The organism is Streptomyces sp. NBC_01267 (assembly GCF_036241575.1).
GTDB lineage: Bacteria > Actinomycetota > Actinomycetes > Streptomycetales > Streptomycetaceae > Streptomyces.
The window spans coordinates 1788674-1808341 of the sequence record NZ_CP108455.1; the positions used below are offsets into that span (position 1 = coordinate 1788674).

Genomic DNA, 19668 nt, shown 5'->3' on the forward strand with positions numbered 1-19668 from the left:
CAGTACGACAACGACGCGCCCGACTGGCTGACCGGCGCCGAGCTGGGCATGTGGCAGGCGTTCCGGAACGGGTCCACCTACGATCTGCGCACCCGCAACCCGGTCATGGACAACCCGTTCTCGGAGCGCACCTGGGGCCCGGAACGCACCGTCCGTGCGCGTGTCGTGGCCCTGCTGCTGCTCAGCGGGCCGCAGGCGCTGGCGGGCCGGGTCGCCGCGCTCAAGCTCAGCGGTGTCCAGATCACCGGCGCGCTGGATCTGGCGGGCGGCACGGTCAAGCCGTACGTGGAGCTGACCAACTGCCGCTTCGAGGACGAGGTGCTGCTGCCCGAGTGCCGGGTCACCACGGTCCGCATGGTCGGCTGCGCCGTTCCCCGGCTGGAGGCGGCCCGGCTGCACACCGAGGGTGATCTGCATCTGCCGCGCTGCCGGGTGGCCCACGGCATCCGGCTGACCGACGCGCAGATCGGCACGGACCTGCTGATCAACATGATCGTGGTGCACCCGGACCGCAAGGGCCGCTCGATCGCGGCCGACGGGCTGTACGTCGCGCAGGACCTGCAGGCCGAGATGATCGAGTCGTACGGCGAGGTGAGTCTGCGGGCGGCCCGGATCGGCGTCTCGCTGAGCCTGAACGGCAGCAGGCTGTTCAATCCGGACGGGCGGCGGGCGCTGAACGCTCCCCAGCTGTCGGTGGAGCGCACGCTCTATCTGACGGCGGCCGGGGTGGCACCGGACGGCGCGGGCACCAGCACCACTCCCCCGTACGGCATCGGGCCGACCCCGGAGTTCGGCACCCGGCTCCAGCCCTTCGAGTGCGTCGGCGGGGTACGGCTCGACGACGGGCGGTTCGGCGACGCCGTGGATCTACGGAGCGCGAAGTTCCGGATGCGCAGCGACCAGGAGCTCTCGCTGCGCCGGATCCAGACGCCCGAGCTGCGTTTCCTCGGGGACCGCCCGGAGCGGGGGCGGGTGGTGCTCTCGGGTGCCAAGGTCGTCAACCTGGTCGACATGTCGGCGAGTTGGCCGGGCCCCGGCGGGCTGGCGATGGGCGGCTTCACCTACGAGAACCTCATCCCGGTCGGCCACTTCCCGCTGGCCAGCCGCCTGGAGTGGGTGTCGGCCGCGACCCCGGAGTACGCGCCGGAGCCGTACGAACGGCTGGCGTCGGTGCTCCGCAACAGCGGCGAGGACGCGGACGCCCGCGAGGTGCTGCTGGCCAAACAGCGCAGGCGGCGCGAGACGCTGCCGCTCGCCGCCAAGATATGGGGCTACCTCCAGGACTGGACGGTGGCGTACGGCTACCGCCCCGGGCGGGCCGCGCTGTGGATGGCGGTGCTGTGGGCGGCGGGCACCCTGGCGTTCTCGCACTACGACCCCGCGCCGATGAACGCGGACGGGCACCCGCAGTGGAACGCCGCGCTGTACGCGCTGGATCTGCTGATCCCGGTGATCAATCTCGGCCAGGACGGCTACTGGAAACTGTGCGGCGGCTGGCAGTGGGCCGCCGCCGCGCTGATCGTGCTGGGCTGGATCCTGGCCACGACGGTCGCGACCGGCGCGACCCGGCTGCTGCGCAGGGGATAGCAGGGGGATCCCGCAGAGGATCGCGCGCGGGAGGGATCCCGCAGAGGGATCGCGCAGGGCGGAACAGGGGCAGGACAGGGGCGGTGCGGCACCGGCCCGATCCGGCGGGGCTTTGCCTTGCCTTGACCTCCGCCCGTACAACCACCACGCCGATACCAAAGCTTCACAGCTTGCCCCTGGCTCCCTCCTCACCTGCGGATTTCAATGGTCCGCACCATGTCCTATCTGCCTCATCTGCCTCGGCTGCCGTATCTGACGTCCCTTCGCTCCCTGACCGGTTCCGCGTCGCGCAGACTGCGGCACGGGCGGGCGGAGCCTGCCGTCGGGGCGCGTGACGACAACGAGGTGCTGCTCGACGACCCCGGCGCGCGGCTGGCGCCCGCGCTCGTGGCCGCCGCGGTGGGTGACCACCGGCCGGCCGCCGAGCTGCTGGCCGCCACGCGGGACGCCGCCGAGTGGGAGGACCGGGACCGCTTCACCGCCCGGCTGGCGGTGTTCACGCACAGCCGGCCCGAGTGGCTGGCGGACTGGCTGCGCACCGCGCCGTACGACCCTGACGCGCTGCTCGTCAAGGCCGAGCTGGCCGTGCTCAAGGCCTGGGACTCGCCCGCGCGCGCCGAGCGGCTGCGGGAGGTGGGTCCGCTCATCGACTCGGCCGCGGCGGGCGATCCGCGCGACCCGGTGCCCTGGCGTATCGCCCTGGACCACGCGCGCGGGGTGCATGCGACGCACTCGGCGTTCGAGTCCCTCTGGGAACAGGCGCTGCGCCGCTCGTCCCGGCACTACGGCTGCCATGTCGCCGCGCTCCAGTACCTCTCGGCGCAGTGGTACGGATCGCACCGGGAATGCTTCGACTTCGCCGAACAGGCCGCGGACGACGCCCCGCCCGGGTCGCTGGTACAGGCGCTGCCGGTACGGGCGGCCTTCGCCTATCTCCTCGGCGGCGGGCACCTCGCGGTCGCCCGGGAGCGGATCGAGGCGGCGGCCGACCGGGCCGTCGCGCTGTCCGCCGGACACGAGGCGGGCGACATCCGGTACGCCGAGGTACGCAATCTCCTGGTGTACGTGCTGATCAGCCAGGAGCGGTGGGCCGACGCGGCGGAGCAGTTCCGGCTGATCGGCCCCGAGGTGACCTCGTTCCCGTGGGCGCAGCTCAGCGACGATCCGCTGGGCCGCTTCCTCGAACTGCGCGCCAGGGCACGCCTGCTGGCCGCCCCGGGGGGTCCGCAGCGCGGGCGGCCGGGGCGCGCCCGCCCTCGCGGCCATTACGCTTGACCGCTGTGACCACCGCGCGCCTCCCCCTGTTCCCGCTGAACACGGTGCTGTTCCCGGGCCTCGTACTGCCTCTGAACATCTTCGAGGAGCGTTATCGCGCCATGATGCGCGACCTGCTCAAGGTGGACGACGAGGCGGAGCCACGCCGTTTCGCGGTGGTCGCCATCCGGGACGGGCGGGAGGTCGCGCCGACGCTGCCCGGTCTGCCGGGTGGGGCCGCGGTCCCCGAGCCCGGACCGGCGGCCGGATTCGGCGACGACCCGATCCAGGCGCTGCACCGCATCGGCTGCATCGCGGACGCGGCGACGATCCGTGAGCGCGACAACGGCAGTTTCGAGGTGCTGGCCACCGGCACGGCCCGGGTCCGGCTGCACTCGGTGGACGCCAGTGGCCCGTATCTGACGGCTGAGGTCGAGGAGCTCCCGGAGGAGTCCGGCGACGACGCGGGCGCGCTCGCGGACGGCGTGCTGCAGGCCTTCCGCGCGTACCAGAAGCGGCTGGCGGGGGCCCGTGAGCGCACCCTCACCACCGGCGCCGAACTGCCGGACGAGCCTTCGGTGGTCTCGTACCTGGTGGCGGCGGCGACCGTGCTCGACGTACCCGCCAAGCAGCGGCTGCTGGAGGCACCGGACATCGCGACGCGGCTGCGCGAGGAGCTGAAACTGCTGCGGGCCGAGACCGCGATGATCCGGCACCTGCCTTCGCTGCCCGCCACGGATCTGACCCGGTCGCCCACGAACCTCAACTGACGCACCGATCGCCTCCGGACGACCGCATCGCGCATCACCGCGCCACCCCAACACGCGTCACCGCAACACGCGTCACCGCAACACGCGTCACCGCATCACCGCATCACCGCATCACCGCATCACCGCATCACCGATCCGAGGAGCAGCCCCCGTGGCGAAGAAGGCGAAGAAGCAGTCGGGCGGCACCCCCGCCACGGTCGCGCTGACCGCGGCGGGCACGGCGTACACCCTGCACACGTACGAGCACGACCCGGCCGCGCCGTCCTACGGCGAGGAGGCGGCCGAAGCGCTGGGGGTCACCCCGGACCGGGTCTTCAAGACGCTGGTGGCCGATGTGGACGGCGAGCTGACCGTGGCCGTCGTGCCGGTGGCCGGTTCCCTGGACCTGAAGGCACTGGCCTCGGCGGTGGGGGGCAAGCGTGCGGCGATGGCGGATCCGGTGGCCGCGGAACGCACCACGGGGTACGTCCGGGGCGGCATCTCCCCGCTGGGCCAGCGCAAGCAGCTGCGGACGGTGCTGGACGCCTCCGCTTCCGCGCACACCACGATCTGTGTCTCGGCGGGGCGCAGGGGCCTGGAGGTCGAGCTGGCGCCGGGTGATCTGGCGGGGCTGACGGCAGCGGTGGTCGCGCCGATCGGGCGCGCGTAGGCGGTCGCCGGACGCGGACGGGCCAGGGCGGGGGCAGGCCCGGGGGCGGACCGGGGCGGGTGCCGCGCGGTGCGAGGCGCCCGCCGGGCCGACGCGTACTACGCCCCTGCGGGCCCGTCCCCCGCGCCCGGTGGCACCGGCGCGGGCGGCGGCGTTGCGTCCGGCGCGGGCGGCGGCGTCCCGTCCGGTCCTCCGTACGGGTGCGTCCACACCGGCTCGGGGTCCCGCGGCCCGAACACCGCGGTGACGCCCAGATGCACGACCATCGCCGCCACCGGCCAGGCCAGCAGCGCCCCCTTGGCCGCCAGCTTCAGCGGTGCGTCGAACGTGACGCCCTTGCCCGCCGCCCTGGCCGCCGCGACCACGTCGTGCGTCGGTCCGAGCCAGGTGCCGATGCCCCAGGCGACCAGCGAGCCGAGCAGTCCGCCCAGCGCGAGGCCGAGCACCAGCAGTACCCCGCCGCGCTTGCGGCAGAGGAAGACGACGGCCGCGCTCACCACCCCGAACGCCAGGCCGAGCAGGGCGAACGTGCCGTCCGCGCCGATCGCCTGCTCGCCCTCGGAGTCCTTGAGGTAGACGTTCTTGCCGTCGGAGATCAGCGGGACGCGCGGCGCGAGCCACAGCCACAGGACGCCGAGCAGGATGCCCGCGACCGTCACCAGGAGGGCGACGAGAGCCGCCTGTCCCAGCTCCGCCCAGGTCCCGGGCCCTTCGTCCTCGGCCGGACCCGGCCAGGGGGTGGCTCCCGTAGGACCCCGGTGCCACGGGTCGTCGTTCGGCGGCGGCTGCGGAGGTGTCAGTGGCGCGGTCACTCTGCCATCGTGCCAGGCAGCCCTGTGTGCCGCCTCACCGGACCGCCGCCCGCCGGTACGCCCAGGTCGCGACGGCCAGCGACACGACGCCGACGGCCGCGCAGACCGCGAGGTCGATCCCGGTCGCGGACCAGTCGGGGTGGTCGCCGAACGTACGGGCCAGCGCCTCCACACCGTAGGTCGAGGGCAGCAGATCACGTGCGTACGCGATCGGCTCGGGCAGCCGCCCGGCCGGCAGTACGCCCAGCAGCAGTGCGGCCGACATGCCCAACTGGCCGAGCAGCGTGGCCAGTTCCTGGCGCGGCGCGAGCAGCCCCAGCGCCGCGCCGAGACCGGCGAGCGCCGCCCCCGACAGGGGGATCACCGCGGCGAGCACCCAGAGGTGCGCCAGCGGCAGCTGGAAGAGCACGGACCCCACGACGGCGGTGACCACCGTCCCCGGCACGGTGAAGGAGGCGTACGCCCCGGCCGTACCCAGCACCACGGACGCGGGCGGCACCGGGAGCGTGGCGTAGTGGTCGAGTCCGCCGCTCGCCCTCAACTGCCCGAAGTACTGCGCGAGCAGATTGAGCGCGACGAAGGCCACGACCAGGACGGACGAGCCCGCCACCACGGCCCGCGCCTCGTCTCCCCCGTCGACCACCCCGCGCATCAGGACCATGATCCCGACGGACTGGAAGGTCGCGACGAACAGCAGCGGGATACGGGCCACCCGGGCGCGGGACAGCTGCGCCCGGTAGACGGCGGCGAGCGCGGGCAGCAGCCGCGCCCGTGGCGCGAGCGGCGCCGGGGAGCCCTCCGGCTCGCTGCGCGCCGGGGTCACCGGCTGCGCGGAGACTACGGTGGTCACGCTTTGACCAGCCCTTTCGTACGGCCGCCGAGCGCCATGTAGACGTCTTCCAGGCTCGGCGTGGACAGCGTGAAGTCGTCGAGTGCGGTGAAGGCGGGCCCGCCGGTCACGGCCGCGACGGCGGCGCGCGCCTCGTCGGGGGGCAGCCGCAGCACCCAGCGGCGCCCCGACTCCTGGGCGGCCTCGCGCAGTGCGGCGACCTCGGGGATGTCGAGCGGCGCCCGTTCCCGCCAGACCAGTTCGACCCGGATCTCGCCCGCGATCTCGGCCTTCAGTCCGGCGGGGGTGTCGCAGGCGATCACCCGTCCGCGTTCGATCACGGCGACCCGGTCCAGCACGGTCTCGGCCTCGATGACGTTGTGGGTGACGAGCAGGACGGTCGCCCCGTGCTCGGCCCGCCGCCGGTCGACCGCGGCCCACACCGCGCGCCGGGCGACCGGGTCCATACCGGTGGTCGGCTCGTCCAGGACGAGCAGCCGGCGGTCCCCGACGAGCGTCGCGGCGAAGCAGGCGAGCCGCCGCTGTCCGCCGGAGAGCTTCTTCAGGGGCCGTCCGGCGATGTCGGTGATGCCGAGCTCCTCCAGGACCGCGTCCCGTTCCCTGCGCGCGTCCCGGGTGGCGAGTCCGCGCAGCCGTCCGGTGGTCTCGGCGGCGAGGGCGACGGTCAGCTCGTCGAGCGCCGTCGACTCCTGCCCGAGGTACCCGAGGAGCCGCGCGGCCCGCTCGGGGTGCCGTACGAGATCGTGGCCGAGGACGTCGACGCTGCCCGAGTCGGGGCGCATCAGGCCGGTGAGCTGGCGTACGAGGGTGGACTTGCCCGCGCCGTTGGGCCCGAGGAGTCCGAAGATCTCGCCGCGCCGCACCGTGAGGGAGATCCCGTCGGTGGCGCGTACTTCGGGCGTGGCGGGGGTCCCGCGCCTGCCGCGCGCGGCCGGGTACGTCTTCACCAGATCGCGCACCACGCACACATTGCCCGTACTCACGAGGGACGAGCCTACGGGGTTCCGCGGCCCCGAACGCCCCCGGGGCCGGTTCGGCGCCCCGGACAGGGCCTACTCCCCGGCCGGTGCGTGCTCCGCCGCGGCCCGCACGTCGATCTCACGCCAGAATCCGGCCCTGATCGCATAACGGTCGTGCTCGTCGATCTGGTCGTCCTTGTGGGCGAGCAGGCCGAACCGGGCCGCGTACCGCAGCAGCTCGCCGTCGATCCGGTGCGGGATGCGCGGGTACATCGTCGAGAGTTTCTGCACGTGGCCCGGGTCGGGCAGGCGCTCCATCCACCGCCTGGCGAAGACCTGTCCGACCTCGAAGGGGTCGCCGCCGACCGTGGTGATGTCCTCCTCGCGGTCCGCCCACCGCTGCTCGGCGCTGGTGAGCTGGGCGAGTGTCAGCAGGGACGCGGTCTCCGGGGGCTCGCCGATCTGGCTGCCGGGACGCTCCACCCAACCCCGTTCGGAGGACCAGCGCAGGGTCGCGTTGGCCGGCTGCGGGGCGGGGGGCTGCGGGCCGGGGCCGCGCAGGCCCGCCAGGTCCTTGGGGGTGGGTACGCCGCCCTTGGCCGCGGCGTGTTCGTGCTCCGCCTCGGTCGGTGCCTGGGGGGCCGGTCCTGTCGTCGAGGCGTTGTGCACGGCAGCGGCCTGGGCCGCGCGCTCGGCCGACGCGGCGAGCGCGGACTCGGGCAGCGGGGCGGAGAGGATCGCGGCGATCTCCGGGCGGGGCACGGGAGGGGGCGCGCAGACCCCGCCGAGATCCCTGGCCCGGACCGCCTTGGTGATCCAGGCCCGGTCGAGGACCCGGCGTTCGTCGGCCTCGGCCACCAGGTCCTCGGACTGGTTGTAGTCCCCGTCGGCGGCCTGCACGGCCCACAGGTGCACGGCGACGCCGTGTTCCTTGGCGGACATCAGCCCCGGCAGCAGATCACCGTCGCCGGTGACGAGCACGATGTCCGAACAGGCGCGGTTTCTGGCCAGTTCGGTCAGCTCGGCGTGCATCGCGGCGTCGACGCCCTTCTGTGCCCAGCGCCCGTCGCTCCTGGTCAGTGCCCCCAGCCGGACGGTCACCCGTGGCATGACCCGCAGCCTGCGGTGCTCGGGCTGCGGTACGCGGTCGGGGGCGCCGTCGAACCAGTAGATCCGGAGCAGCGGCTGCTCCGTGTCGCCCTCGGCCCGCTCGCGCAGCCCCTGGATGAGGGCGGCGTGGTCGACGGTGATCCGGGAGCGGGCGGGCTCCCCCGCGAGGAGACTCGCGGCGGCGCCCAGCAGGTATCCGGCGTCCACCAGGACTACGCAGCGGTCCACGCGATCCACCCTCTTTCGGGTACCTCGGGAGAAGGGGAAGTGTTTCGGGTTTCCTTCGAGTCTGCCCGACCGCGCGAGGGTTAACGGCCGGAACTCGATCATCGGCGTGGCGCCACCCGAAGTTGGTCCGAAGTGGCCTTGCACAAGCCCTCATTACGCACGGTAATGATCCAAAATGCGGCGGTCCGGGCGGTATGTGAATCTGATCGCGACCCTGGCCCCTGGGGTCCGCCCGGCACCGATCCGCCGGGCCGGCCCTGATCCCCGTCAAGGAGGCATCACCATGGCCAAGCACAAGAACCGCAACAAGCAGGGCAGTCAGCATGATCGCTCGTCCGCCGCGGAACGCGGCAGCCAGGACGCGCAGTCCAGCTCCTTCGAGTCCGAGAACCAGTCCTCGCAGTCGACGCCGCAGGGCAGCCCGGCTGATGTTGCGCGTAAGCACCAGAGGCGATTCGGCCACAACTGATCTTCGCCGTAATGATGTCGAGGGGCGCGCCGTGCACGGCGCGCCCCTCGGTCATGTGAAGCGGTCGGTCAGGTGAAGCGGTCGGTCATCCGGCCAGGCATGCCGGGCCGAGCAGCACCTTCAGATCTCCGAACAGGGCCGGATCGGGCTGGACCCGGTGCCGGTCGAGCCGGAGGACCGTGGTCTTCCGGGAGCCCTGGAGCTTGATCCGGACCTCGGAGTTGCCGCGGTGGTGGGAGAGGATCTCGCCGAGCCTGCTGACCATGGGCGGGGTGACCTTCACCGTGGGAATGGTGATCGTCACCGGGGCGTTGGTGCCCGCCGACGACAGGTCGGGGACCTGGAGTTCCATGGCGACGAGGCGCGGGATGTCCTCGCGCTTGTCGAGGCGGCCCTTCACGAACACCACGGTGTCCTCGACCAGCTGGGTCGACACCAGTTGGTAGGTCGCCGGGAAGAACATGCACTCGATGGAGCCCGCCAGGTCCTCGACGGTCGCGATGGCCCAGGCGTTGCCCTGCTTGGTCATCTTGCGCTGGAGGCCGGAGATGATGCCGCCGATGGTGACCACGGCGCCGTCGGAGTGCTCACCGCCGGTCAGTTGCGCGATGGCCGCGTCGCTCTTGTCCGACAGGACGTGTTCCAGGCCGAAGAGCGGGTGGTCGGAGACGTAGAGCCCGAGCATCTCCCGTTCCTGGGCGAGGAGGTACGACTTCTCCCATTCGATGTCGGAGAACTCGACGTCGAGCCCGAAGCCCGGCTCGCTGCTGTCCTCCTCGCCGCCGCCGAAGAGGTCGAACTGCCCCTCGGCCTCCTTGCGTTTGACCGCGACCACGTTGTCGATCATCGGCTCGAAGTGCGCGGTGAGGCCCTTGCGGGTGTGGCCCATCTCGTCGAAGGCGCCCGCCTTGATGAGGGATTCCGTGGTGCGCTTGTTGCAGGCGACCGCTTCGACCTTGTCGAGGTAGTCGGGGAAGGAGCTGTACTTCCCCTTGGCCTTGCGCGAGCGGATGATCGACTCCACCACGTTCGTACCGACGTTGCGGACCGCGGTGAGGCCGAAGAGGATCACGTCGTCGCCCTGGGCGGCGAAGTTCGCCTCGGACTCGTTCACGTTGGGCGGCAGCACCTTGATGCCCATGCGGCGGCACTCGTTGAGGTAGATCGCCGACTTGTCCTTGTCGTCGCGCACCGAGGTGAGCAGCGCCGCCATGTACTCGGCCGGGTAGTTGGCCTTGAGGTAGGCGGTCCAGTAGGTGACCAGGCCGTACGCGGAGGAGTGCGCCTTGTTGAACGCGTATCCGGCGAACGGCACCAGCACGTCCCAGAGCGCCTTGATCGCCGCGTCCGAGAAGCCCTTGTTCTTGGCCCCGGTCTCGAAGAGCACGAAGTTCTTCGCCAGTTCGTCGGCCTTCTTCTTGCCCATCACGCGGCGCAGGATGTCGGCCTCGCCGAGCGAGTAACCGGCGACGATCTGGGCGGCCTTCTGCACCTGCTCCTGGTACACGATCAGGCCGTAGGTGAGACCGAGGACCTCCTGGAGGGGCTCCTCCAGCTCCGGGTGGATCGGGGTGATGTCCTGGCGCTTGTTCTTGCGCTCCGCGTAGTTGGTGTGCGAGTTCATGCCCATCGGGCCCGGCCGGTAGAGGGCCGAGACGGCGGAAATGTCCTCGAAGTTGTCGGGCTGCATCTGGCGCAGCAGGGAGCGCATCGGGCCGCCGTCGAACTGGAACACCCCGAGCGTGTCACCGCGGCAGAGCAGTTCGAAGGTCTTCGGGTCGTCCAGCGGGAGGGCCAGCATCTCCAGGTCGACGCCCTTGTTGGCCTTCACCATCTTGACGGCGTCGTCCATGATCGTCAGGTTGCGCAGGCCCAGGAAGTCCATCTTCAGCAGGCCGAGCGACTCGCACTGGGGGTAGTCCCACTGCGTGATGGTGACGTTGTCCGTGTGCCTGACCCAGACCGGGGCGTGGTCGACGATGGGTTCGCTGGACATGATCACGCCGGCCGCGTGCACACCCATCTGCCGGACCAGGCCCTCGACGCCCTTGGCGGTGTCGATGACCTTCTTCACGTCCGGTTCGTTCTCGTACATCCCCCGGATCTCGCCCGCCTCGTTGTACCGGGGGTGCTTCGGGTCGGTGATACCGCTGAGGTCGATCCCCTTGCCGAGGACGTCGGCGGGCATCGCCTTGGTGAGGCGGTCGCCCATCGCGTACGGGTAGCCCAGCACCCGCGCGGAGTCCTTGATCGCGTTCTTGGCCTTGATCTTTCCGTAGGTGCCGATCATGGCCACCTTGTCCGCGCCGTACTTCTCGGTCACGTACCGGATCACCTCGACGCGCCTGCGTTCGTCGAAGTCGATGTCGACGTCGGGCATGGAGACGCGCTCGGGGTTGAGGAACCGCTCGAAGATCAGCCCGTGCGTGATCGGGTCGAGGTCGGTGATGCCCATGGCGTACGCGACGATCGAACCGGCGGCCGAACCACGGCCGGGGCCGACCGCGATGCCGTTGTTCTTGGCCCACATGATGAAGTCGGCGACGACGAGGAAGTACCCCGGGAACCCCATCTGGATGATGATGTCCATCTCGTACTCCGCCTGCTTCTGGCGGTCGTCGGGGACACCTCCCGGGTAGCGGCGGCCCATGCCGACCCGGACCTCTTCCTGGAACCAGGTGATCTCGGTGAAGCCGTCCGGGATGTCGAACTTCGGCATCAGGTCGCGCTTCTCGAACATCCCCGTGGTGTCGACCTGCTCCGCGACCAGCAGGGTGTTGGCGCAGCCCTGCTGCCAGGCGTCCGACGAGTCGATGGCGTACATCTCGTCGGTCGTCTTGAGGTAGTAGCCGGTGCCGTCGAAGCGGAAGCGGTCCGGGTCCGAGAGGTTCTTGCCGGTCTGGATGCAGAGCAGGGCGTCGTGCGCGGTCGCCTCGTGGGCGTACGTGTAGTGCGAGTCGTTCGTCACCAGCGGCGGGATGCCGAGCTTCTTGCCGATCTCCAGCAGGCCTTCGCGGACCCGGCGCTCGATCTCGATGCCGTGGTCCATCAGCTCCAGGAAGTACCGGCCCTCACCGAAGATGTCCTTGTAGTCCGACGCCGCCTGCAGCGCCTCGTCGGTCTGGCCGAGCCGCAGCCTGGTCTGCACCTCGCCCGACGGGCAGCCGGTGGAGGCGATCAGGCCCTCGGACCACTGGGAGATCGTCTCCTTGTCCATACGCGGCCACTTCTGCAGCCAGCCCTCCGCGTACGCGTCCGAGGACAGCTTGAAGAGGTTGTGCAGACCCGTGCTGTTCGCCGCCCAGATCGTCTTATGCGTATATCCACCCGAACCGGACACGTCGTCGCGCTTCTGGTGCGGCTGGCCCCACTTGACCTTGCGCTTGTTCCGCCGGGACTCCGGTGCGACGTACGCCTCGATGCCGATGATCGGCGTCACACCCGCCTTCTTCGCCGAGTGGAAGAAGTCGTAGGCCCCGTGGAGGTTGCCGTGGTCGGACATCGCGATGTGCGACATCCCCATCTCGTTGCAGGCGTCGAACATGTCCTTGAGCCGCGCGGCACCGTCCAGCATGGAGTACTGCGTGTGGACGTGAAGGTGCGTGAAAGGCGGCTTGGTCACGGTGGATGCCTCCGGCGAGCTGAGTGAGGGAACAGCGTGGAAGTCTACGTCGACCCACTGACAACGGTGGGGCACTCCCGCACCACGCCGTGCGTTGAGCCCGGTGGAACAGCTGTCCCAAATGTCATGTACCTGGAGGCACTCGCGATGTCGGTCCCGCAGTCCAGCTCCGAGGAGCGCGGCGAGCAGATACTCGCCGTTTTCGGCACCGCCTTCGGTGAGCTGCTGGCCGCCGATCCGGCCGCTTTTCGGGTCAAGTTCCGGAAGATGGCGGCCTCGGCGTTCGCGTTCTACCGCGGCTCGGCCTGCCTCTTCTACCAGGACCTGCGCGGGAGCGCCGAGGGCGGACCGTACCTGGACGAGCGTACGGGCCGGGTCTGGGTGCACGGTGATCTGCACGCCGAGAACTTCGGCACCTACATGGACGCCAACGGCCGGCTGGTCTTCAACGTGAACGACTTCGACGAGGCCTACGTCGGTCCCTTCACCTGGGACCTCCAGCGCTTCGCCGCCTCCCTGGCGCTGCTCGGCCACGCCAAGGCGCTCAGCGACGCCCAGATCACCGAGCTGGTGGAGATCTACGCGGCGGCCTACCGCGAGCGCATCCACGTCCTGGCGTCGGGCGCCCCGGACGACGACGTACCGCCGTTCATGCTGGACACCGCCGGGGGGCCGCTGCTCGGCGCCCTGCGTTCGGCCCGTGCGCGCACCCGGTTCGCGCTGCTGGACTCGATGACCGAGATACGGGAGCACGAGCGCCGGTTCACCGCCGACGGCGGCGCGATCGAACTGGACGCCGCCACCCGGTACAAGATCCTGGCCGCCTTCGACGGCTACCTGGAGACGCTGCCCGAGTCCAGCCTGGGCCGCCCCGACTCGTACCGCGTCAAGGACGTGGTGGGCCGCCGTGGCATCGGGATCGGCTCGGCCGGGCTGCCCTCGTACAACATCCTGCTGGAGGGCCACAGCGACGCCCTGGAGAACGACGTGATCATCTACATGAAGCAGGCGCAGACCCCGGCGGCCTCCCGGCACATCACCGACCCGGCGGTCCGCGGCTACTTCCGGCACGAGGGCCACCGCACGGTGATCTCGCAGCGCGCGCTCCAGGCCGCCGCCGACCCGTGGCTGGGCTGGACCGAGCTGGACGGGGCCGGGCAGCTGGTGGCGGAGGTCTCGCCGTACGCGGTGGATCTGGACTGGTCGGACATCGACGACCCGGAGGAGATCGCGGCCGTGGTCGCCGACCTCGGGCGGGCCACCGCGACCATGCACGCCGCCGCGGACGACGAGAGCGGGCACTCGCTGGTGCCGTTCTCGACGGAGCGGGCCATCGACGCGGCGATCGCCGCCGACGAGGACGGGTTCGGCAGGCTGCTGGTGGACTTCGCGCACGCGTACGGCGAGCGGACCCGGGCCGACCACGCGATCTTCGTCGAGCTGTTCCGCAACGGCCGCGTCCCCGGCCTCCGGGCGAACGACCGGCCGGGGCGGGCGGCCCCGGTCTCGTGAACCCGGCCGACCGGAACGCGGCCCCGTGATCCGGTCCTGAACCCCGTCCTGAATCTCACTCTGAATCCGGTCCTGAATCCGGCCCCGTGATCCGGTCCTGAATCCGGTCTCATGAACCTTTAAGGGACCCTTACCCCGGCGCATGACAGACTCTGGCCCGATGGACATATCAGGGACGCAGCTCAGAGCGGTTCGCGCGGCGCTTTTCACCGCGCTCGTCGTGACGCTGTCCGCCGGGTCCCATGTCCTGCTCTCGCAGGTCCCGCTGCCGCTGCCCACCGTCGCCGCGCTGACGGCCGCCGTCTTCGCCGTCGCCTTCGCGCTGGCCGGACGGGAGCGCGGCTTCGGGGCGATCGCGGGCGTACTCGTTCCGCTGGAGCTGGCCGCCGACACCGTCTTCACGACGGGCCAGCACGTCTGTTACGGCCCCTCCGGCGGCCCCGTCGCGGGGGCGCTGCGCTCGGTCGGGGTGGACGTGCTGTGCGGCGGCCAGGTCGGGACACCACTGGCCTCCGTGGCGGGCCCGGGGAAGGGCGCGGCGGCGCTCCTCGACTCGCCCGCGCCCGCCCTGCCCTGGCTGCTGCTCGCCGCGCATGTGACGGTCGGACTGCTGGCCGCGCTCTGGCTGCGGCGCGGGGAGAGCGCGCTGGCCTCGCTCCTGCGCTCGGTCGGCGCCTTCGCCTTCCGGCCGCTGCTGATCGCGGTCGCGGTCGTCGCTGCGGCGCGCCCCGCCGCACGCTGCGGGGCGCTTCCCGCGCACCGCCCGCGCACTTCCCGCACGCAGCTCCTCGTGCACTCCGTGGGTCTTCGCGGACCTCCGCGCCAGGCGTTCGCCCTCGCCTGAGTACGGCAGTTCCCGGAAGTCCCAGAAGTCCCTACGGAGATATCACCATGAGTGCACGCAACAACCAGGCCAACAAGGCAGCGGCCCGCGACCGGCTGCGCGCCGAGCGCGAGCGTCAGGCGAAGAAGGACAAGACCCGCCGGCAGGTCTTCGTCGCCGGGTCGATCGTCGTCGTCCTGGCGATAGCCGCCGGGGTGGGCTACGGCGTCATGCAGCTGAACAAGCCCTCCCACTGGGAGGCCGCGAAGAGCGACAAGGTCGTCGTCCCGAAGAACGCCACGGGCGAGAACGGCACCACGGTCGTCATCGGCAAGGCGTCCGCCAAGAAGACACTGGAGATGTACGAGGACCCGCGCTGCCCGATCTGCGCCACGTTCGACCAGACGGTCGGGGCGACGGTGCAGAAGGATGTCGACGCGGGCAAGTACAAGATCCAGTACATCGGTGCGACGTTCCTCGACAACAACGGCGGCGAGGGCTCGAAGAACGGTCTGAGCGCGCTGGGCGCCGCACTCGATGTGAGCCCCGCCGCCTTCGAGCACTACAAGACCGCGATGTACTCCGCCAAGTGGCACCCGGAGGAGACGGACGACAAGTTCAAGGACGACGCGTATCTGATCAAGATCGCGCAGACCGTGCCCGAGCTGAAGGACAACAAGGCCTTCCAGAAGGCCGTCAACGACGGTACCTATGACGCGTGGGCGATGAAGATGTCCGCGAAGTTCGACAAGAGCGGGGTCACGGGCACGCCCAGCCTCAAGATGGACGGCAAGAAGCTGACCAGTGAGGGCAGTGACAACGCGCCCATGACCGTCGCCGACTTCAACACCGTGCTGGACAAGGCGCTGAAGGCCTAGTTCCTGGCGGCTCCAGCGCGGCGTCAGAGCGTTTCGAGGAAGCCGAGCGCGACCTGCCAGGTCCGCTCGGCGGCCTCCTCGTCGTAGTCCGCGAGATCGGGGTCGGTGTAGAGGTGGCCCGCACCCGGGTAGCGGTGCACCTCCACATCGGCCCCGATCTGCCGCATCCGCAGGTACCAGGCGGTCTGCCAGTCGTGCGGCTCGAAGGCGTCGGGGTCCGCGACATGGAGCTGTACGGGCAGGTCGTCCACCGATGCGTTGTCCGCGATGTCCGAAGTGCCGTGGAACAGCAGCAGCCCGCGGGCCTTCTCGTCGGCGAGGGCCAGATTCTGTGCGAGCGAACCGCCCAGCGAGAACCCCGCGTAGACGAGTCCCTGGTCCGAGTAGGGCGCGGCGGCCGTCACGGCGCGCTTGAGCAGCTCCTCCGAGCCGAGCTCCTCCTTGAAGGCCATGCCCTCCTCGACGGTCTCGAAGGTCCGGCCGTCGAAGAGGTCGGGCACCTGCACCTGGTGTCCGGCGGCGCGCAGCCGCTCAGCTGCGGCGTGCACCGCGGGGCGCAGGCCGAACGTCGAATGGAAGAGCAGAATATTCACCCGGCCATGGTGCCAGCTACGGTCGGGGGATGGAGAACGTACTGCGTCCGTTGATCGTCCTCGGCGGCTCGGTCGTGCTCACGCTGTTGGTCGGCGCGCTGGCCGACCGCATGCTCAGGCAGACCGACGCCCGCCACCACGAGACTCCGCTGTGGGGCATGCTGCGCCGGTGCAGAGTGCCGCTGCAGCTCGTCCTGTGCTCCGCCCTGCTGCGCGGGTCCTTCCGGCAGACCGGGGTCGACTGGCTCCAGCGGCACGAGGCAGGGATCGGGCAGGTCCTGACACTCGTGCTCATCGGGTCCACCGGCTGGCTGGTGCTCCGGATCGCCGCGGCCGTCGTCGAGTCGTCCTACGCCCGCTATGCCGCGTCCACCCACGAAGCGGCCCGGGTCCGCCGGGTCCGCACCCAAGTCACCCTGATCCAGCGGGTGGTGACCGCGATCGTCGGGACGGTGGTCGTCGCGGCGATGCTGCTGACCTTCCCCGCGATGCGCGCCGCGGGCGCCTCGCTGCTCGCCTCCGCCGGTGTCCTCGGCATCGTCGCCGGTGTCGCCGCCCAGTCCACGCTCGGCAATCTCTTCGCGGGGCTGCAGATCGCGTTCGGCGACATGGTCCGGCTCGGGGACACGGTGGTGGTGAACGGCGAGTGGGGCACGATCGAGGAGATCACGCTGACCTTCCTCGCCGTACGCACCTGGGACGAGCGCCGGATCACCATGCCCGTCTCGTACTTCACCAGCCAGCCGTTCGAGAACTGGTCGCGCGGCGGTGCGGAGATGACCGGGTCGGTGTACTTCCACCTCGACCACTCGGCGCCGCTGCCCCTGATGCGCGAGAAGCTGCAGGACATCCTGCACGAGTGCCCCTCGTGGGACGGCCGGAGCTGGTCGCTCGCGGTCACCGACACCACCCCGAGCACCCTCCAGGTCAGGGCCGTGGTGACGGCGAAGGACGCCTCGGACATCTTCACCCTGCGGTGCGCGGTGCGGGAGCAGCTGATCGCCTGGCTGAACGAGCACCACCCGTACGCCCTGCCGCGCGTCGCCACCGGACCCGCGGTGCCCGCGCCGAGGAACGCGTGGGAGGCCGAGCGGGGGGCCGACCTGTCGAAGCCCGGCGGGACGGGGCCACGGACGGACCGGGGCTGACGGCACCGGCCCATGGCGGCTTGCGGAGCGTGCCGCTCAGGCCTCTGGTACCGCTTCGCCGCCCGTACCGGCGAGGAGATCGCCGGTCCCGGTACGCCGGTACACGACGCGCCGCCCGACCCTCGTACCCGTGACCAGGTCCGCGTCGCGCAGGACGGCCAGGTGACCGCCGACGGTACCCAGCGACTGGCCGAACTGTGCGGCGAGTTCGCTGCTGGTCGCGGGACGTTCGAGTGCGTGGAGCAGGGCGGCGCGGCCGGTGCCGATCAGCCGCTCCAGGGCGCGCGCCGGTGCGGGCCGCCCGTCCGTCGCGGCCGAACCCCGGGCCGGGTAGACCAGGGCGTACCGGCCGGGCGGCGCCTCGCACAGCCAGGTGCCGCTGGTCACGCCGACCGGCACGAACAGCATTCCTTCGTCGCCGACGATCTCGTCCGGCCCCGGCTGGTCGCTGAACCGGATCGCGTCGGTACCGACCCAGGCGCTGCGGCGGTTCATGTGCTGGAGGGCGCGCGGCCAGCCGTAGGCGGCCAGCAGTCCGGCGCGGTGGGTGACGTCCCGCTCCAGCAGGGCCCGGCGGCGCGGCCAGTCCGGGACCACATGGGTGGTCCACGCGTACCGGAAGAGGTCGGCCGTGCGGGCTCCCCAGCCGCGCCCGGTCAGCCAGTTGAGGTCGTGCCGCTTCCAGCTGCGGGCCACCGCCGCTTCGAGGTCGGCGCGTACGTCCTCGTCGCGCGTGGCGGTGACCGCCTCCAGTTCTTCGGCGAGGGCGGTGCGCATCCCGCCGGCCGGCGGGCGGGTGACGAACCCGGGCAGGTACTTGGTCGAACCGATCAGCTCGACCAGCCCCCTGGCGAAGGGATCGGCGTCGAGGGCCGCGCCGAACGCGGCATGGTGGCGGGCGTACCAGGGGTCGAGCCACGGGTCGGAACAGGGCTTGGTCAGCACGCTCATCGAGCCCAGGGTCTCGGCGATCGGCGACAGCGCGAACCGGGACTGTGACAGGGCCATCGAACTCAACCGCAGCAACACCATCTTTCGCCTCCTGCCGAAACGTTAGCGTGCCCGGCAGCGGCCGAGCAGACTCCGGCCGGTGCACTCCTCCCTCTTCCAACAAGCAGAATTCCGCTGGTTCTTCGCCGGACGCCTGGTGTCGTTGCTCGGCAGTTCGATGGCTCCGGTCGCGCTGGCGTTCGCGGTACTGGACGCCTCGGGCAACGGGCACGACCTCGGTATCGTCCTCGCCGCCCACATGCTGCCGCTACTGGCGCTCCTGCTGGTGGGCGGGGCCGTCGCCGACCGGTTCCCGCGCCGGACCGTGCTGATCGCCGCACATCTGGGTTCGGCGCTCACCCAGGGCGGCGTCGCGGCGCTCCTGCTGACCGGGCACTACGCGCTGGCGCCGGTGGCGGTACTGGAGTTCCTCAACGGCGTACTCGGCGCCTTCACCACTCCGGCCCTGCGCGGGGTCGTGCCCCAGCTCGTCGACAAGACCCTGCTCCAGCAGGCGAATTCGCTGCTCGGTTCGGCGCGCAACGCCACGAAGATCCTCGGGCCGAGCCTGTCGGGCGTGCTCGTCGTGGTGGCCGGCAGTGGACCCGCCATCGCCTTCGACGCGTTCACCTATCTGCTCGCGGCCGGTCTCCTCGCGCGGCTCACCCTCGCCGACCGCACAGACACGGACACGGACACGGACACGGACACGGCCACGGCCCGGCGGACCACGGTCCTGCGCGACATCCGTGAGGGGTGGACCGAGTTCCGCGCACTCCCCTGGGTCTGGATCGGCACCCTGTCCTTCTGCCTGATGAACCTGGTCCAGACGGGCAGCTGGCAGATCCTGGGCCCCCAGCTCACCCGGCAGCTCAGTGGCGAGGCGACCTGGGGATTCGTACTCAGCGCCCGCGGGGTCGGCCTGTTGGCGGCGAGCCTGCTGATGTACCGGCTGGTGGTCAGGCACCTGCTGCGGCTGGGACAGCTGACGAGCGCGCTGGCCGCGCTGCCGCTGCTGGTGCTCGGCGCGCACCTGGACGCGCCGTGGCTGATCGCGGGCGCGTTCGTGGCGGGGCTGGGCTCCTCCGTCACCGCTGTCAGCTGGGACACCTCCCTGCAGGAGCACGTTCCCGCACAGGTGCTGTCGCGGGTCGCCTCCTACGACGACCTGCTGTCCTACCTCGCGGTCCCGGTCGGCCAGTTGTCCGTCGGCCCGCTGGCCCAGGCGTTCGGCGGCTTCCGGGTGGTCGCGGTCGCCGGTGTGCTGTCCGCCGCCGCGGCCGTGCTCCCGCTGGCCTCCACCGCCGTGCGCCGACTGCCCCGCGCCCGGCCCGACCGCGCCGAACCGGCCGCGCCCGCAACGGTTCCCGGCACGACGTGACCGGCCCACGCACGTGAACAGTCCACACGCGTG

General features: G+C 71.2%; 17 protein-coding genes. 10 read left to right on the top strand and 7 right to left on the bottom strand.

Going from position 1 to position 19668, the window contains the following annotated elements; translation table 11 throughout:
* Positions 1–48 precede the first annotated feature (48 nt).
* The 4 genes from OG709_RS08270 (at position 49) to ybaK (ending at position 4260) form a co-directional block, all read left to right on the top strand.
* Positions 49–1587, top strand: coding sequence for an oxidoreductase (locus tag OG709_RS08270; RefSeq protein ID WP_374211337.1), 1539 nt, complete (start codon positions 49–51; stop codon positions 1585–1587).
* A 216-nt stretch (positions 1588–1803) separates the two neighbouring features.
* Positions 1804–2862 carry a hypothetical protein gene (locus OG709_RS08275; RefSeq protein ID WP_329165431.1) on the top strand — a complete coding sequence of 353 codons (1059 nt, stop codon included), beginning with the start codon at positions 1804–1806 and terminating at the stop codon, positions 2860–2862.
* 5 nt (positions 2863–2867) lie between these two features.
* A complete protein-coding gene (locus tag OG709_RS08280; RefSeq protein WP_250303730.1) occupies positions 2868–3611 on the top strand; it encodes an LON peptidase substrate-binding domain-containing protein in 744 nt (247 codons plus the stop codon).
* 151 nt (positions 3612–3762) lie between these two features.
* Positions 3763–4260 carry a Cys-tRNA(Pro) deacylase gene (gene ybaK / locus OG709_RS08285; protein WP_250303729.1) on the top strand — a complete coding sequence of 166 codons (498 nt, stop codon included), beginning with the start codon at positions 3763–3765 and terminating at the stop codon, positions 4258–4260.
* 98 nt (positions 4261–4358) lie between these two features.
* Here the strand turns inward: ybaK and OG709_RS08290 are convergent, their stop codons facing one another.
* From OG709_RS08290 to OG709_RS08305, 4 genes are all read right to left on the bottom strand, one after another.
* Positions 4359–5072 carry an ABC transporter permease gene (locus OG709_RS08290; RefSeq protein WP_250303728.1) on the bottom strand — a complete coding sequence of 238 codons (714 nt, stop codon included), beginning with the start codon at positions 5070–5072 and terminating at the stop codon, positions 4359–4361.
* A gap of 34 nt (positions 5073–5106) precedes the next feature.
* Positions 5107–5922: an ABC transporter permease gene (locus OG709_RS08295; RefSeq protein ID WP_374211329.1), complete on the bottom strand. Its 816-nt coding sequence runs from the start codon at positions 5920–5922 to the stop codon at positions 5107–5109.
* Positions 5919–6890 (bottom strand): ABC transporter ATP-binding protein, encoded by a 972-nt coding sequence (locus OG709_RS08300; protein ID WP_250303869.1) that lies wholly within the window; start codon positions 6888–6890, stop codon positions 5919–5921. Before OG709_RS08300 ends, OG709_RS08295 begins: the two co-directional genes overlap by 4 nt.
* 84 nt (positions 6891–6974) lie before the next feature.
* A complete protein-coding gene (locus OG709_RS08305) occupies positions 6975–8228 on the bottom strand; it encodes an NYN domain-containing protein (RefSeq protein ID WP_250303727.1) in 1254 nt (417 codons plus the stop codon).
* A 274-nt stretch (positions 8229–8502) separates the two neighbouring features.
* On the opposite strand from OG709_RS08305, the gene OG709_RS08310 reads away from it, so the two are divergent.
* Positions 8503–8688: a hypothetical protein gene (locus OG709_RS08310; protein WP_250303726.1), complete on the top strand. Its 186-nt coding sequence runs from the start codon at positions 8503–8505 to the stop codon at positions 8686–8688.
* An 85-nt stretch (positions 8689–8773) separates the two neighbouring features.
* On the opposite strand, the gene dnaE is transcribed toward OG709_RS08310, so the two are convergent.
* Entirely contained in the window at positions 8774–12310 is a 3537-nt protein-coding gene (gene dnaE / locus OG709_RS08315; RefSeq protein ID WP_250303725.1) for a DNA polymerase III subunit alpha, read from the bottom strand.
* Positions 12311–12457: 147 nt separating this feature from the next.
* Between dnaE and OG709_RS08320 the strand changes: the two genes are divergently transcribed.
* From OG709_RS08320 to OG709_RS08330, 3 genes are all read left to right on the top strand, one after another.
* Positions 12458–13822, top strand: a complete 1365-nt coding sequence (locus OG709_RS08320; protein ID WP_266645091.1) for a DUF2252 domain-containing protein — start codon at positions 12458–12460, stop codon at positions 13820–13822.
* Between the two features lie 160 nt (positions 13823–13982).
* The gene (locus tag OG709_RS08325) at positions 13983–14666 is read left to right on the top strand and encodes a hypothetical protein (RefSeq protein ID WP_250303724.1); all 684 of its coding nucleotides are present in this window, start codon (positions 13983–13985) and stop codon (positions 14664–14666) included.
* 47 nt (positions 14667–14713) lie between these two features.
* Positions 14714–15523 carry a DsbA family protein gene (locus OG709_RS08330; protein WP_329165433.1) on the top strand — a complete coding sequence of 270 codons (810 nt, stop codon included), beginning with the start codon at positions 14714–14716 and terminating at the stop codon, positions 15521–15523.
* 23 nt (positions 15524–15546) lie between these two features.
* Here the strand turns inward: OG709_RS08330 and OG709_RS08335 are convergent, their stop codons facing one another.
* Positions 15547–16116 carry a dienelactone hydrolase family protein gene (locus tag OG709_RS08335; protein WP_250303722.1) on the bottom strand — a complete coding sequence of 190 codons (570 nt, stop codon included), beginning with the start codon at positions 16114–16116 and terminating at the stop codon, positions 15547–15549.
* A gap of 29 nt (positions 16117–16145) precedes the next feature.
* Between OG709_RS08335 and OG709_RS08340 the strand changes: the two genes are divergently transcribed.
* Positions 16146–17264 (top strand): mechanosensitive ion channel family protein, encoded by a 1119-nt coding sequence (locus OG709_RS08340; protein ID WP_266643577.1) that lies wholly within the window; start codon positions 16146–16148, stop codon positions 17262–17264.
* Between the two features lie 36 nt (positions 17265–17300).
* On the opposite strand, the gene OG709_RS08345 is transcribed toward OG709_RS08340, so the two are convergent.
* A complete protein-coding gene (locus OG709_RS08345; RefSeq protein ID WP_329165437.1) occupies positions 17301–18296 on the bottom strand; it encodes an ArsR/SmtB family transcription factor in 996 nt (331 codons plus the stop codon).
* A gap of 58 nt (positions 18297–18354) precedes the next feature.
* Between OG709_RS08345 and OG709_RS08350 the strand changes: the two genes are divergently transcribed.
* The gene (locus OG709_RS08350; RefSeq protein WP_329165438.1) at positions 18355–19635 is read left to right on the top strand and encodes an MFS transporter; all 1281 of its coding nucleotides are present in this window, start codon (positions 18355–18357) and stop codon (positions 19633–19635) included.
* Positions 19636–19668 lie beyond the last annotated feature (33 nt).

What these genes read in the sequence shown, in the direction of transcription:
- OG709_RS08325 (WP_250303724.1), top strand. Translation starts at nt 13,983, where the DNA reads ATGGACATATCAGGGACGCAGCTCAGAGCGGTTCGCGCGGCGCTTTTC.
- OG709_RS08330 (WP_329165433.1), top strand. Translation starts at nt 14,714, where the DNA reads ATGAGTGCACGCAACAACCAGGCCAACAAGGCAGCGGCCCGCGACCGG.
- OG709_RS08270 (WP_374211337.1), top strand. Translation starts at nt 49, where the DNA reads ATGTGGCAGGCGTTCCGGAACGGGTCCACCTACGATCTGCGCACCCGC.
- OG709_RS08310 (WP_250303726.1), top strand. Translation starts at nt 8,503, where the DNA reads ATGGCCAAGCACAAGAACCGCAACAAGCAGGGCAGTCAGCATGATCGC.
- OG709_RS08320 (WP_266645091.1), top strand. Translation starts at nt 12,458, where the DNA reads ATGTCGGTCCCGCAGTCCAGCTCCGAGGAGCGCGGCGAGCAGATACTC.
- OG709_RS08345 (WP_329165437.1), bottom strand. Translation starts at nt 18,296, where the DNA reads ATGGTGTTGCTGCGGTTGAGTTCGATGGCCCTGTCACAGTCCCGGTTC.
- OG709_RS08275 (WP_329165431.1), top strand. Translation starts at nt 1,804, where the DNA reads ATGTCCTATCTGCCTCATCTGCCTCGGCTGCCGTATCTGACGTCCCTT.
- OG709_RS08340 (WP_266643577.1), top strand. Translation starts at nt 16,146, where the DNA reads ATGGAGAACGTACTGCGTCCGTTGATCGTCCTCGGCGGCTCGGTCGTG.